General features: G+C 35.5%; 12 protein-coding genes. 10 read left to right on the top strand and 2 right to left on the bottom strand.

Annotated features, from left to right (window positions below; translation table 11 throughout):
• Nucleotides 1–5: 5 nt before the first annotated feature.
• Nucleotides 6–1,925: a hypothetical protein gene (locus tag A2290_00625; protein ID OGC14166.1), complete on the bottom strand. Its 1,920-nt coding sequence runs from the start codon at nt 1,923–1,925 to the stop codon at nt 6–8.
• A 78-nt stretch (nt 1,926–2,003) separates the two neighbouring features.
• Between A2290_00625 and A2290_00620 the strand changes: the two genes are divergently transcribed.
• From A2290_00620 to A2290_00575, 10 genes are all read left to right on the top strand, one after another.
• Complete coding sequence (locus tag A2290_00620) at nt 2,004–2,582, top strand: dephospho-CoA kinase (protein OGC14165.1); 579 nt, start codon at nt 2,004–2,006, stop codon at nt 2,580–2,582.
• Complete coding sequence (locus tag A2290_00615; protein ID OGC14164.1) at nt 2,569–4,551, top strand: excinuclease ABC subunit B; 1,983 nt, start codon at nt 2,569–2,571, stop codon at nt 4,549–4,551. Before A2290_00620 ends, A2290_00615 begins: the two co-directional genes overlap by 14 nt.
• Nucleotides 4,552–4,605: 54 nt before the next feature.
• Complete coding sequence (locus tag A2290_00610; GenBank protein ID OGC14163.1) at nt 4,606–5,490, top strand: 4-hydroxy-tetrahydrodipicolinate synthase; 885 nt, start codon at nt 4,606–4,608, stop codon at nt 5,488–5,490.
• On the top strand, nt 5,487–6,008 hold the full coding sequence (locus A2290_00605) for a hypothetical protein (protein OGC14162.1): 522 nt from the start codon (nt 5,487–5,489) through the stop codon (nt 6,006–6,008). The genes A2290_00610 and A2290_00605 overlap by 4 nt, the downstream gene beginning before the upstream one ends.
• The gene (locus tag A2290_00600) at nt 5,992–6,624 is read left to right on the top strand and encodes a hypothetical protein (protein OGC14161.1); all 633 of its coding nucleotides are present in this window, start codon (nt 5,992–5,994) and stop codon (nt 6,622–6,624) included. Before A2290_00605 ends, A2290_00600 begins: the two co-directional genes overlap by 17 nt.
• Nucleotides 6,625–6,698: 74 nt before the next feature.
• A complete protein-coding gene (locus A2290_00595) occupies nt 6,699–7,415 on the top strand; it encodes a hypothetical protein (GenBank protein ID OGC14160.1) in 717 nt (238 codons plus the stop codon).
• 17 nt (nt 7,416–7,432) lie between these two features.
• Nucleotides 7,433–8,002, top strand: a complete 570-nt coding sequence (locus tag A2290_00590; protein OGC14159.1) for a hypothetical protein — start codon at nt 7,433–7,435, stop codon at nt 8,000–8,002.
• A gap of 226 nt (nt 8,003–8,228) precedes the next feature.
• The gene (locus tag A2290_00585) at nt 8,229–9,059 is read left to right on the top strand and encodes a hypothetical protein (GenBank protein OGC14158.1); all 831 of its coding nucleotides are present in this window, start codon (nt 8,229–8,231) and stop codon (nt 9,057–9,059) included.
• Entirely contained in the window at nt 9,037–10,128 is a 1,092-nt protein-coding gene (locus A2290_00580; GenBank protein ID OGC14157.1) for an alanine racemase, read from the top strand. Before A2290_00585 ends, A2290_00580 begins: the two co-directional genes overlap by 23 nt.
• 208 nt (nt 10,129–10,336) lie before the next feature.
• The gene (locus A2290_00575) at nt 10,337–10,900 is read left to right on the top strand and encodes a septum formation protein Maf (protein ID OGC14156.1); all 564 of its coding nucleotides are present in this window, start codon (nt 10,337–10,339) and stop codon (nt 10,898–10,900) included.
• On the opposite strand, the gene A2290_00570 is transcribed toward A2290_00575, so the two are convergent.
• Nucleotides 10,886–15,484 carry a hypothetical protein gene (locus tag A2290_00570; GenBank protein ID OGC14155.1) on the bottom strand — a complete coding sequence of 1,533 codons (4,599 nt, stop codon included), beginning with the start codon at nt 15,482–15,484 and terminating at the stop codon, nt 10,886–10,888. The genes A2290_00575 and A2290_00570 overlap by 15 nt on opposite strands.
• Nucleotides 15,485–15,488 lie beyond the last annotated feature (4 nt).

Here is a 15,488-nt window from a genome sequence, read left to right as displayed (position 1 = left end):
TTCTCCTAAAAATCAAAGCCAAATGTTAATGTTGATGTCCATTTGAGCAAGGTTATATAATTTGTCCATTCCGATTTTTCAGTGATTGTTCCTGCGGTCTTTGCGTTTGAATATGCGGTGGAGGTAGATATAATATCCAGGTTGTTTTGCATTACACAGTGCCAGTTATCTTTGTTAAGGGATATGCTATAGTACATGGTTTTGCCAAAGTTAGAATTAAGAGTATCCATTTGAAGGGCAGAAAGGACTGTGCTCGCATCAAATCCCATTGTCCCTCCCAACTTGTAACCCCAAAGATTTGTAATCATGTTTAAATCTAATGAAAGGGGCAATAAACCGTATGAAAAGGTATTGTTATAGGTTGATTGAGAGGTGGAATCCAATCCTGATGCCGTTGGTTTTAAAAGAAGAGAGATTCCACCTCTCAACCAAACGGGGAAAGCAAAGACTTGTGTTTCTAATCCGCATCTTATTGTTTGGATATTTGAAAACTCCGCGTCAACATATTCTCCGTTTTGATTTTGGTATCTGATTTTTATAGGATTTTTTTGGAGTTCATAATCTAATGAAATAAGTATAGGCTTGTGAAAGGTAATTCCTAGTTTTGTTCGTTGAGGAAGATCGAAACCTATTTCTGATAACATTCCTATGTTTTCTGTCCCTTCCATTTTAAGAAACGTATCTGAAAATAAGTTCCAGTTTATTTGGTTGTTTGTTGGATCTATAGAGATGCTTTCATTTGTATTAATACGATGATAAACGTATGCTACTTGTCCTGTCCCTTTCATGTTTAAACTTGCGGCGCCGGCATTTTCTAAGGCGGCCCCAAAAGTTAGTATATCTCCAAAATCGTACATCATTCCTATATCCGTTCTGATTGTTGAGGCATTATAAAATCCGGTGTACTTTGCTTCTCCTATGGATTCGCCGGCAGGAACTTCTATGTAGCTTTTGTTGTATCCCGATTCAGTTCCATATTTGGTTGGGTCTGATACCCATGCTGCGACATCTGCTTCATTTGTTGGATTGAAATTAGGAGTATAAAAATATGGATTGCTTGTGCCGGAATTTACTATTGCTTTTGCTGTGTTGTTTACATTGAATCCTGCGGATATGGGAGTAAAATTTATCCCTATGGAGAGATCATTCCATTTTGTAGCGCCTGAAAAAGTCAAATTTGAATCAACCTTTACGTCATTTCTCATGTCTGATATGACTGAAAAAGGGATCCGTTGGGATTGACTAAGAAACCCGCTCCAGGCAGATGCTTCACTTGTATAAACAAATGGAGCGGGAGAAGTTTGCGTAAAAGTTAATTTTCCATCTGATCCGACAGATATCCCCGATCCAAATAGATCATTAGAGTTATAGAGATTCATTTCAGATAAATATTGAGTCGGAAAATTTCCTCCCATCGCAAAAGACATGTTAGTATCTCCTCTTGATGATATCCCCAGCGACAAAAAATCTCCTATTTTAATCGCCTGATTATAATTCATCTTGGCGCTTGATGGAGAGTATGTTCCGGGGGCGGCAAATTCGCGTGTTGTTGCATTTGTTTCTGTTACATCGTCTGTAAACAAGACTTTATTTGTCATGTTTTCGTCTATGTCTCCTCCCATGGTAAATGTTTGATCTTCAACCTGATAGTTCTTTGTCACTTGAGAAGAAAACATTGTTGAACTTAACCCTAGATATGCTTCGGCTTTCTCTGTTTTTGCAAGACTTGCAGGATTCCATAATATAGTGCGGATCCCTTTACCTAAAGAAGAGTAATTTGTGCCCAGTCCCGGATAAGGATTGTCAATCCCAGGGAGCGCTAGTGTCCCTGTAATGTAGGGGAAATATTGTAGACCAAAAGCTCCTGAAGCAAAAATAAGTAAACATATTAATATTATAATTATTTTTGTTTTTTTAAAGTGCATTGTGGACTATAATATATTATGTTTAATTTTTGTCAAGATGGTAAATTGTAACTGTTGTTCTAAATAAGAAGGTTTGTTATGATTATTGGGTTAACAGGTCCTGTCGGATCAGGGAAGACAGAAGCCGCAAAAATCTTTAAAAAAATTGGCGCCTATATAATAGAAGCGGATCTTGTCGGTCATAAAATATTGGCCGATCCGTTGTTTGAAAAAAAATTACTTGATGAGTTTAAAACAGCAAACAGAAAAAAAATAAGTGATATTGTCTTTGCTGATTTGAAGAGATTAAAAAAACTTAATTTGCTTTTGCACCCAAACATTATAGAACGTATACAGTATGCAGTCGAAAGTGTACATAAAAAAGAAAAAAACAGACTTATAGTTATAGATGCCGCGTTGCCATGTTTGTTTGAAAAATTAGTCGATGAAGTATGGGTTGTTTGGGCTTCGAAAAAAAATAGAGTTAAAAGGCTTTTGAAAAGAGGGTTTAAAAAAAAGAAGATTCTTCAGATTATGAAGTCTCAGCCTTCGAAAAAAGATTATATAAAAATAGCTGATAAAATTATAATAAATGAAGGGGATTTCAATCAATTTAAAAGTGAAATATTAGGAGTATTTAGGTGTTGGGGTAAATCAAAATTTAATGCCAAAATTTAAGCTAATTTCAGATTATAAACCAGACGGGGACCAGCCCAAAGCAATAAAGACTCTTGTTGAGGGTATTAAGAAGAAATTTGATTTTCAAACCCTTCTTGGTGTTACGGGGTCCGGTAAAACTTTTACCATGGCTAATATTATTCATGCTATTCAGAAGCCGACACTTATTATATCTCACAACAAAACATTGGCAGCCCAGCTTTGCCAGGAATTTAGATCTTATTTTCCTGAAAATGCGGTTGAATATTTTGTCTCTTATTATGATTATTATCAGCCGGAGGCTTATCTTCCATCGACAGATACCTACATAGAAAAGGATTCTTCTATAAATCAGGAGATTGATCGTTTGCGTCATTCTGCGACGATGTCACTTATTTCTCGCAGAGATGTAATTGTTGTTGCGTCTGTCTCTTGCATTTATTCGCTTGGTGCGCCGGAAAGTTATTTGGAAGCGATGGTCTCTTTAAGAGTGGGAGAGGCCCTTGACAGGGAAACGATGTTAAAAAAACTTGTGGCCATAAAATATGAACGCAACGATATTGAACTAAATCGCGGCAAGTTTAGAGCAAGGGGAGATGTTATAGAGATACAACCGGCTTATGAAAAACGTATTTTAAGAATAGAAATTGATGAATATGATGTTATAAAGAGTATCTTTGAAATAGACCCGATAACAAAAAAACCTCTTAAAAAGCTTGATTTTGCCGGAATTTATCCTGCGACTCATTTTGTGACTTTTAAAGATAAACTGGATTTTGCCCTTAAATCCATTCAGGAAGAGTGCAAGTTAAGAATAGCACACCTTAAAAAACACAAAAAACTTGTTGAAGCCCAGAGATTGGAGGAGAGGACTAAATATGATATAGAAATGATAAGGGAACTCGGTTATTGTTCCGGGATTGAAAATTATTCCAGGCATATGGAAGGGCGAAAAGAGGGGGAACCCCCTTCGACTTTAATAGATTATTTCCCTGATGATTTTTTAATGTTTATTGATGAATCTCATGTTACCATCCCTCAGATTCGCGCAATGTATTTTGGCGATAAATCACGTAAAGACGCTCTTATAAATTATGGATTTAGACTTCCTTCTGCTTATGATAATAGGCCTTTAAAATTTGATGAGTTTGAAGAGAGATTAAATCAAATAATATTTGTTTCTGCGACTCCTGCCGATTGGGAGATTAAAAAGAGCAAAAAAATTGTGGAACAAATTATTCGGCCTACCGGACTTGTTGATCCTGAAGTTGTTATTCGTCCCATAAAAGGTCAGGTGGAAGACATTGAAAAAGAGGTAAGAAAACGGGTTTCTAAAAAAGAGAGAGTTCTTATTACAACTCTCACAAAACGAATGGCGGAAGATCTTGCGGAATATTTAAATGAAAAAGATTTGAAAGTAAGGTATTTACATTCTGATATTAAAACTTTAGATCGTATACAAATTTTAAGGGATCTCCGTCTTGGAAAGTTTGATGTTTTGGTGGGGATTAATTTACTTAGGGAGGGGCTTGACCTGCCTGAAGTCTCTTTGGTTGCAATTTTGGATGCTGACAAAGAAGGTTTTTTAAGGGCGGAAAGGTCTCTTATTCAAACAATAGGAAGAGCTGCGAGGAACGCAAACGGGAAAGTTATTCTTTATGCTGAAAAAATGACAGATTCTATTATAAAAGCTATAAGTGAAACAAACCGCCGACGCAAATTGCAGATGGCATACAACAAAAAATATGGGATAGAACCAAAGACAATCGTAAAAGAAATTGCGGATATTTCTGACCAAATAAGGGAAGCTAAGCTTGAAGAGGTTAATCAAATAAAGGCATTTGTGCCGAAAGAGGAGATACCTTCTTTAATTAAACAGTTGTCAGATGAGATGATTATAGCTTCAACTGAGCTTAATTTTGAGAAGGCCGCAGAATTGAGAGATAAAATCGTAGCGATTAAAAAATCATTTGGATTTGATGTTGAGTAGAGTTTGTACAACATTTTTGTGGTAGAATATAAAAAAAGATTTGGAGGTAGACAAATGGCTGGTTTTGGAAGATTGATTACTGCTATGGTTACCCCTTTTAAAGATGATATGTCAATTGATTTTGACAAGACGGCGAAACTTGCTCTTTATTTGTTAAAGAATGGTTCGGATGCAATTTTACTTCATGGGACGACGGGAGAATCTCCTACTCTTTCTCACGATGAAGAATATGAACTTTATAGAGTTGTAAAAAAGGTTGTGGGGACAAAATGTAAAGTTATAGCGGGAACGGGGTCTAATTCTACCGCAACGTCTGTAAAATCAACAATAGAGGCTGAAAAGATCGGGGTGGATGGGGCTATGATTGTTGTTCCTTATTACAATAAACCATCGCAGGAGGGACTCTATCAACATTTTAAAGCAATTGCTGATAATACGAAGCTCCCTCTTATCATTTATAATATTCCGGGAAGGACCGGGATAAATATGCTTCCTGAAACAGTTGCGCGTATTTCCAAAATAAAAAACTATGTCGGGCTTAAAGATGCCGCGGGAAATATTGACCAGACATCTGCTGTTATTAATCTTTGTCCTCCTGACTTTGTTGTTTGGAGCGGAGATGACAGTCTTACTCTTCCTATGATGTCTGTTGGGGCGGTAGGTGTTATATCGGTTGCTTCCCATGTTGTGGGGAATGAAATAGCATCAATGATAGCCGCGTATCATTCCGGAAATAATAAAAAGGCAAAAGAGATACACTTAAGGCTTCTTCCAATTTTTAAAGCCCTTTTTATCACTGCCAATCCTACTCCGGTAAAGGCTGCGCTTGAAATGATTGGAATGTCTGTTGGCATTCCTAGATTGCCTCTTATCTCCGTAAATAAGCAGGAGAAGGAGATCATAAAAAAAGCTTTAACAGGGTTGGGATTAATTAAGTGAAGAAAAAGGTTTTATTACATACTTGTTGTGCTCCTTGTACTACGCAGGTACATGTTAATCTTGTCTGTGCGGGATATGCCGCCGCAGGTTTTTTTTATAACCCTAATATTTTTCCTGAAAAAGAATATTATGAGCGAAAGTCGGCTATGGAACGTTATTGCAGCATAGTAGAATTGCCGATGATTTATATCGAAAATGATTTGGATCATAAGTCGGGGAATTGTAACTTTTGTTATAAAATGCGTCTTGAAAAGACAGCTCACTTTGCTAAAAGCAGGGGGTTTGACTGTTTTACAACTACATTGCTGATTAGTCCATATCAAAAACATGATTTAATTAAATCAATTGGAAATGATATTGCCAAAGTTGTCGGTATTGATTTTTTATATTTGGATTTTAGGCCTGATTATTATAAAGGAAGGGATTTGGCCAGAATGTATAATTTGTACCGTCAAAAACATTGCGGTTGTTCAGTAAGCATTAAAACTAAAGGAGGAAAAAATGAGTCGCCTGCTTGATGCAATGAAATCAAAAACTTTAACACTTATTGTCCATATTCCTGAAAATGTGGTCGATCTTGCAAAGGCCGCAGAATCATCCGGCGCGGATGTTTTGATTGTTTCATATGATAAAGAAGCAGATAAAATACCAAAAGAGGTTTCTATCCCCGTTGGATTGGATTTGTCTCTCTCCGCCCCCAAAGACATTGAGTCTCTTTCTGGCTTTGATTTTATAAATTTCAATCACAATGCCTTGGATAATTATGCAAATTTTAAAAATACCAAGGTTATAATTCTTGATGACTATTATACGCTTGATAAGTTGATGTCTATTACTGCTAAAAATATTGACGCAATAAATGCGGCGATAATTCCCATTCGCCAGAAGGGGAAAGATCTGCTTGTAGGAGATCTTCAAAATTACATTGCAATAGCCTTGTCTTCCAATTTGCCTGTTATTATTCCTACTCAACGCAGCATAAAAGTTTCTGAGGTTTCTATAATTTGGGATACGGGAGTTAAGGGCCTTATTTTGACTGATGTTGTTTTAGGGAAAAACATTAAATTATTGTCTAAAGCGATAAAAGAATACAGAGTTGCGATTGATGATATTGTTGTGACTGAAGAAGAATAAATTATGCCTGTTTATTTTGCCTCGATATTTTGAACCTCGAAAATATGTATAAGATATTATTTTGGGTAATTTTCTTGTCTTTTTTAATTTTACCTCTGCCAGCTTATCCTTTTTCATTTGCTGTTTTTGGCGATAGTTTGAAGGGGGATTCGACATATAAAAGACTTATCGAAAAAATAAATTCTGATAAAGATATAAAGTTCTGTATCCATTTGGGGGATTTTGCGGAAGAGGGAAAATTAAAAGAATATAATAAGCATATAAAAATGAATAAACTTTTAAATGTTCCAATCTATCATGTGAAAGGCAATCATGATGCCGTACATTTAGGCTATAAATATTTCAAGGATTTTTTTGGGAGATCATATTATTCTTTTGATTATGAAAATGCACATTTTATTGTTTTGGATAACGCCTTAAAGAATAATTTTACAAAATACCAGTATGACTTTATGCTTGAAGATTTTAAAAAGAATAGCAAAGATCATATTTTTGTTTTTTTCCATAAGCCTGTTTTTGATAGCACAACTTTTTTCCCTGATTTTTTAATGGATAGTAGGCAGATGGGGGATCTAATGATGAAAGTTTTTAAAAAATATACTGTAAAATATGTTTTTTCCGGGCATCTTCATGCTTATGGCAGGGCCGAAAGAGAAGGAGTTGTTTATATAGTAAGCGGAGGAGCAGGCTCTCCCTTGCATCTTCCTCTTTTTGCGGGTGGTTTTCACCATTATATAAAAGTTACTGTTAAAGATAATAAGGTTGTAGATGAAACTGTGAAAATATATTAGAATGATTGAAGGATCAAATGATTACTGAAATAGAAAAACGTAATTTAATTTCTTTTGCGATGCTTTTGCTTGCTAAAGATAAGATGTATCTAAATCTTTCCGTAGATAAAAGATTGGAAGTTGTTTTTGATGTTATTTCTTTAGGTTACGAAATAGCAGATTGGGTATTGTCTGAGTTTGGAGATAGTGATCCCAGGAAAATTGCTTTAAAATTAGGAGCAAATATAGTTGGTATAGATAGCGGAAATTTTAAGAGAAGTGAATATAGATTTAAAGAAAAAGAGATAATAATATATAGGGATGCTTTAGACAGGTTATGTTCAGAAATAGTTATACCGGAGCTTGCGCCTAAGATGCTTGGTCTTTTGGTCTCTCTTGAATTGTTTCATCATTTAGAGAAAGTTAAAACCGGATTTATATATAAGAGATATAAATTTAAAAGAAAATTTAATTTTGGGTTTTATATAAAGAGCCTTTCTGATATCGCGGCAATAGCTTTTGCTGTTAAACTTTTAGACATTAAATTTTCTCCTCAGGTTTTTAATTATTTGATTTATATTATGTTTATGTCTGATTTTAAAAATTAACCTCGATTATTATAATCGGGGTTAAGAAGCTTTACTTATAATAAATTTACTAAATTCTGTCCTCTAAATCCCCTAAATTTGCCACAGCCCCAATTTTTCTCTTCCGTTCTTTTCCCTTTTAGGCTTGTTGCGTAATGATAGTTTTTGCAATTTGTCATCCCCGCGAAAGCGGGGATCCATCTTATTTTTTATTGAAAATTCAGCAAAAATTTGATAATATAATTATATGCCCGCAGATTTGCATATTCATACAAACCTCTCTGATGGCACAGATTCACCTGAAGATGTAGTAAAATTAGCGAAAGCCTCAGGGCTTACCTCTATTGCGATTACAGATCATGACACAGTAGCAGGGGTTTTGAGGGCGGTTGAAGAGGGGGATAAAATAGGGGTGGATATTATTCCCGGAATTGAGTTTACCACGGAGATACCAAAAACAGAAGTTCATATATTAGGTTATTTCTTTGATATTAACGATTATTCTCTTTTGAATTTGTTAAGCAAGATTCAACAGGGAAGGAGAGATCGTATTTGTACTATGGTTGAAAAGCTTAACGCTCTTGGATTAAAGATTGCTTCTGAAGATGTTTTTAATCTTGCAGGAAATGATTCTCCGGGGCGGCCTCATGTGGCCAGAATTTTAATAAAAAATGCCGCTGTGTTAAATTTTAAAGAAGCTTTTGACCGATACATTGGGTTTAATGGTCCTGCCTATGTCTCTCATTATAAACTTACTCCTGTTGATACTATTAAAGTTATAGTTGATGCGGGTGGGGTTGCCGTTTTCGCGCATCCCGGGCTTTCAAATTGTGATAACATTATACCCGAATTAATATCGGTAGGGCTTAGAGGTCTGGAAGTTTTTTACCCATCACATAAAGCAGAGCAAGTTGAACGTTATAAAGCAATTGCTCAAAAAGAGGGATTGTTAGTTACGGGGGGGACAGATTTTCACGGTTCCAATTCAGGAAGGCAAATTTCTCTCGGAGGCATTACTGTTCCAGATGAAACGGTTTTAAAATTAAGAGGTTTAAGTGAATACTTACGCAGAAATTGATTTAGAAGCCATAAAGCATAACATAAATGAAGTAAAAAAAATTATTCCGGATAAAACACGTTTTATGGCAGTTGTTAAAGCAAATGCCTATGGACATGGGGTAGTGGCTGTATCACGGGCGGCTATGGAAGCTGGGGTTTTTTATCTTGCAGTTGCAAATTTAAGGGAAGCTTTAGAACTTAGAGAAGCAGGGACAAGGCTTCCTATATTGATTCTTACGGAATCTCCGACTTCTGTTGTTGATGAAATTGTACATTATCGTTTAACTCAAACAGTCTATTCCTTTTCAGAGGCAAAAGCTCTTTCTGATGAATCTGTTAAAAGAGACAGAAAATCAAATATACATATAAAAATAGATACAGGTATGGGGAGAGTTGGCGTTGCTCCATCGGAAGCGGTAGCTCTTTATAACAAAATTTCTTCACTGCCTAATTTAATTGTGGAAGGATTGTTTACCCATTTTGCAAAAGCCGAAGAACACGGAGACAACTATACTAAAGAGCAGTTTGATAAATTTAAAAATATTATTATTCGTTTTAATAATATTCCTATTAAGCACGCTGCCAATTCTGCTGCCACACTTTTTCATCCTGATACTCACCTTGACATGGTTAGAATTGGCCTTATGATGTATGGGTTATATCCTTCAGGTGGGACGCATCGTTTTATTACTTTAAGGCCGGCTCTCTCTTTTAAAACGAGAATAGTTTATTTGAAACGTGTTCCGGAAGGTACTATGCTGTCTTATGGGGGGACATATGTTACATCAAAAGAGACTGCGATTGCGACCATTCCAGTAGGCTATGCTGATGGATATAGCCGTAGTTTAAGCAACCGCAGCCATGTTTTAATAAGAGGCAAAAGATGTCCTGTTGTTGGCTCTATAAGCATGGATATGACCTTGGTTGATGTAGGAGATATGAATGTTGAAATTGGAGAAGATGTTGTTTTAATAGGAGCTCAAGGACTTGAGTCAATTACCGCAGATGAAATAGCAAGACTTGATAGAACTATAAGTTATGAGATAATATGTGGAATTGGAAAGAGAGTCCCTAGGATATATAGGTGATAAATCATGGTAAAAAAGAAAAAAAAGAGTGATAAGAAAAAAAAGAAGATTGTGAAGGTTAAAAAAAGTAAGGGGAAGAGTAATGTTAAGAAAATAACAAAAACCAAACCGTACAAAGATTATTGGTTTTTAGGCTATAACCTTAAATGGTGAGAAAGGGATAGTTCTCAGGAAATAAAATGCTAACTTTTGATCCGGTAGAATTGATATGAAAAATAAAAGGATTATACTTGCTTCAGCTTCTCCTCGCAGGAAAAAACTCTTAAAAAAAATTATTACAGATTTTGAAGTAATTACAAGTGGTGTTGATGAATCCAAAATACAACTTTCTAGTCCCGACGAATTTGCTGTTTCTGCAGCAATTCTTAAAGCAAAAGAGGTCGCTTTACAACTTAGCAACGCTATTGTTATAGGGGCGGATACTATTGTTGTGCTAAAAGATAAAATTCTCGGGAAACCTAGTTCTAAGAAAGATGCAATTTATATGTTAAAGAGTTTGTCTGATACTATTCATCAGGTTATAACAGGAATAGCCCTTGTTGACGCCGACACTTTAGAAGTAAAATCAGATTTTGAGATAACAAAAATTAAAATGAAAAAATTAGATGAAAAAGAAATTATTGAATATGTAGATACGGGGAAACCGCTAGATAAAGCCGGAGCCTACGGCATTCAAGAAATAGAAGATCCTTTTATAGAATGGATAGACGGTGATTATGACAATGTAGTTGGCTTGCCGGTAGAAAAATTAAAAAGATTATTGTGTTTTTAAAAAATCTTCATAAGATACCCATCCCCCTTGTTTTTTTACCATTAAAAGAGATGGAGGCACTTTTGAGACAGTTCCTTCCCCTAACTGGCATTCTACAAGTGTTGTTTGGATCTCTTTTCCTCCTAATTCTGTTTTAAAGGTGAAAAGAGTGGTTGGGGTTGTAATTACTCCCAACGTATTTATGCTTCCGTCTCTTAGTTTTTTTCCTATTTCCATTCCTGAGGGGAGAAAAGTTTTGCTTGTTTTATCATCCGAAGATGGCGCTAGTTTTTCTTTTATTTCATCTGCCAAAGGCATTTTTTGTATTTGAGGTATAAACGCTAAAGAGGGAATTTGTCCAGATCGTCTTATGTATGGGGCGAGATATTGAAACCCTCTTGAGAGTGAGTCAAAGCCTGAAGTGATCTTAAAATCTGATGTTTTTGCTGCTATTGCTGCTACTTCGGAAAGGAGGGATTCTGGAGAGGAAACAATTTCTCTTTTTTGGGATATTACTTTTAACGCTGATATAAGTTGTGATTCCTTTCCTTTTCTTAGTTGGGAGAGATGTTGTATATTTCCTTGCTGCAACAGCATTGCGGCTGCTCCAGGCAATCCTTCTCCCCTGAAAGAGGAAATGGTTGAGATAAAAGAGAGTAATTCGCTTGCTGTGACAAAGGTAGTAAGTCCGCAATCTGTAAGATATAACTTATTATCCATGCTAAGAGTTAGATTCCCTTCATGAAATTCCGGGTTGAATAAGAAAACTCCTTTGGGTGTAGGGTTCATAAATTGTGCTGTTACTCCTTCAATAACCAAAGGAGAAAATTTATCTTTTTCATCTTTTGTTAGAGCATTAAATGATTTTCCTTTTACCCATTCCATCCTTGCGTAACCAAGTTCCGGATGTGCTTCTAGTATTTTAGGAATAGTTAAATTTCCAAGTTTCCAGCCGAAGAATTCTCCAAATCCATTGTGGTTTAAAAAGCCATTTCTCCTTTCGTCTTCAGCCTGCCTTGATCCTATGATATATTGTTCCGGAGTAAGCGGGAAATATATTTCTTTCTTTCTCATATCTGTAATAAACATGTATATTCCATCTCTTGTAGTTACATCCATTGCGGGAGCGTGTACTATGAGGAATGCTTCATCATGTATCCTTCCGTTTTCGCCTGATATAGCTGTCCTTATGGATCCTGATCCTAGAAGGGAATATTTCTCGTGTATGGCAAAAGGGTCAAGTCCCCTAAAGGCCAAAAATTTTATACCGTCTAAAAGATCCAAAGAGGATGTGTCACTTAAAGAGAGTCTTGTTGCCTGTTCAAGTTTTGGTTCAACTCCTGATGTTAAGGAATGGATTGGCTGCATAAGTTTTTTCCCGTCTATTCCTAGCGGTTTTACAGCCTCCCTGGTTATTTCTTCTATAGGTTGTTTTTGCGCTATTCCGGCTAATATTTTTGCCCATATTTTTATTCTGGTCCGCAAGTTTTGATTTTTCAGAAGATTTTCCAGCCCATTTTCTGTGGCTTTTGCGGCGCTTAAAGAGACTTTTTCTGTCTGAAGAATAAGCCCTATTCCTTTTAAGAATATTTTTTCAAGTCGAGCTAAAATTTCTTTGTCTTCCGACAAATCTATTAAAGCCTCTTCATAAAAAGCTGAGGATTCTTCCCAGCCTACCGCGCTCATAAAACTGAAAAATGATTTAGTAATGTCCCATTGTTTCATCTCTTTTATTTCTTGGGAAATCTCTTCTTCTATTGAACTTTTTTTGAAGAACGGTTGAGGTCTCGGCATATCATCGACCATCGGTATTGTGTGTATTGAAAAAGGGATCCTTTCTTGTATTATTTGAGATACCATAAGAATACTTGACGGTAAGAGCGGGTAATAGTTGGATATTGCAAGCATTTCTTTTGGATCATAATATCTTCCGATAGGGTCTTCTCTTTGCTCATAACTACTTTCATCATCATCTTCTTCTTCATAAGTTTCGGGAGAAGTCTCGGAATCTTGTCTTTGTATGCTTAAAAAAGAGAAATCTTCTTTAGTAATTGCCGGAGTAAACGTGCCCAAGCATATTGCTATTTTGGAGGCAACACTTGCTTTTTTTGTTTCGGAGAACGTAATTCCTTTTAAAATATCTGTCGCGTCTACTTCTGAATAAGCTTTTACTGCTTTAGGGTAGATAGTTTTTGATACTCCAAATCTATTTGTCCATTCTTTTGTCATCCTTCTTTTTAGTGATGGGTATTTTTTTGTCAGTTTAAATATATCTTCAAATGTTTTTGTCTCTTGTCCTGAAGGAGAATTGATCCATCCCTTTGAAATCTGATAGGCTTTTGCGTACGCGGCAGGCGGACTAAAATAGGCATTAAGTAAAAGTTCGGCCTCTTTTAAATCTTCGGACTCGACGCGATCTAAAATTTTGTCTCTTCCCGGACTTGGGCGTGGAATTAAACTGCAGGCGGTTTTAAGTTCTATCGTTCCGGTTTTTGGCAATCTTTCAGCAAGAAAACTATCCAGCATCCTTTGTCCTGTAGGATATATCTCTTCTGTCGCGTCAGTGTCGACAAATCCAAAAAAATCTAAAAATGATGCGGAGGATGTTTTCATTTTAACTGTTTCAAATTTTAATTCCGAGTCTAAAACGTTCCTCCTTCCTGCTTTTGCCATTAATATTACTAAAAGGTTCTTTTCATTTGAAGGAGGAAGCGCCTCAATAAATTTAATTGTATGGTTGTTCCATTGGTCAGCGGGAATTTTTTCTAATTTTTTAGCTAGAATCAGTCTGCTATAAGTTAAAGCTCTCTTTTTTATTGTTTTGCTGGTGTGTTTCTCTGCTGTTTTTTTTCTTTTTAGATAAGCTTCTATAATACTTTCTTGTGTATGAACTGCCAATATTTTTGCTGTTGTATTTTCTTCTCTAAAAGAGGCTTCGAATTTTTTTATGCTATAAGGAAAACCTTCCTCTAGTATAAAGTAATCTAAGTCATGCATCTCCATCATATCTTGATCATAGGGATATTCACCAAGTCGTTCTGTGGGTTTGTAGATATCATCAGATGGCGGAGCATTGAATAATCTTATTGCGTCTGGTTTTAATCTTGCCACTAATTCTTTAGTAGACAGCTTTTTTTTAAAAAATTTGTCAAGTGATAGATCCACATATCTTTCTGCGTCCGGGATTATTGTGTGGACACTTAATATTTTAAGCAAAAATAAATCTCTTAAGTCTGAATACGAAAAAGGGGCGAGAATCTCTTCAAGGTTATAATTGAAAGGGAGTAATTTATTAATGTAATAAAGAAAGAGGGGGCTTGCTTCTTCAAGGTTGAAATCCTCAAAAAATAAAAAAGATACATTATCAAGCAACTCCATTAGCGCCAAGAGGATTTCTTCTTGTTTTATATTACATTTTTCTCTAAGCCACTTTATCTTTTGGATAAGAGTTTTCCCCGTGCAGGATTTTGAGCATATAACACATATTAATGCTTTAAGATATAGGGTTGATACAAAGTCTCCTTGTAATTCGCGTTTTTTTAATTGTAATATGAAATTGCTTAATTGATCAGAAAGTTCGATCTTTTGTTTATGCAAAATATAATAAAATACAAATACAATAAAATCTTTTTTAAAAGAGTATTTTTGTGAAAGATAGTCTACCGTTTCAAGATTAAAAGGGTCTCTTAAACTTGGATCCCTTGCCATTTTTTTCAATCTTTCCCAAAAAACAGGGAATAAATGTATATTTAATTTATGAAACTTAATTAATCTTACAGATGATGGAAGATCTAATTCTGTTGGCAGGGCGATTTTTTTTATTTTTGCAATAGAGGATTCTAATAAAGAATGGGTGTAAAGTTGCGATTTTTCTTTTGTGTTTAACAGTTGTTTTTTGACGTTGTTTATGTTCTTCCATAAAAATTTTAGATTTTCAATATTTGATTCAGTCTTTGCGAGCCTTGCTCCCCAGTCGGGATGGGTGCTTGTTGGGTCTAACCATCTTGTATCGGTACTATTTGGATTTGTATTTAAAGATAATTTTTTGGTGATACTTAAAGCCTCGTTTACTGAATAACCTGCTGCATCCATAATTATTAATGCCAGTTCATCCGCTTCAAATTCCTCAAATTGTCTTTGAGCTAATTTAGCCCAAACTTCATATAATTTGTAGGTTTTATTTTTTTGAGATTGAGGTTTAATTTTTGAAGATTTTAGGTAATGCGCTATTTCATGGCTTAAAATCGCCGCGTATTCCCCTTCGGACATATCTTTTCCTTCTAAAAGGGCTGTAGTCGTGTAGATCTCTCTACTCCCTGTAAAAATATAAGCATTAGGAATTTCTTCTTTTATTATGTGGAGTTTAAATGTCTCTCTTGGTAAACCTGTTACAGTAAGTAGATTATTTAATATTTGATTGCATTTTCCATATAATCTCCTTGCCTTTTTGGAAGATATCAATGATTGAGATGTAATATACGGATTTAACAGAAATGCGGCATTATTTCTATTTGCGTCCGAGATAGGAGGGGTGTTTGTATTTACGGCATAGCATAGCCTTAAAAAGTTTATAGGTTTTCTTTGCGTTCTAACTTGAGCTTGCATTTTT

This window comes from candidate division WOR-1 bacterium RIFOXYB2_FULL_36_35 (assembly GCA_001771505.1).
Lineage (GTDB): Bacteria > Margulisbacteria > WOR-1 > XYC2-FULL-46-14 > XYC2-FULL-37-10 > XYB2-FULL-36-35.
Note: the sequence above shows the minus strand (reverse complement) of the source record. Positions and strands in the feature narration are given on the sequence as shown.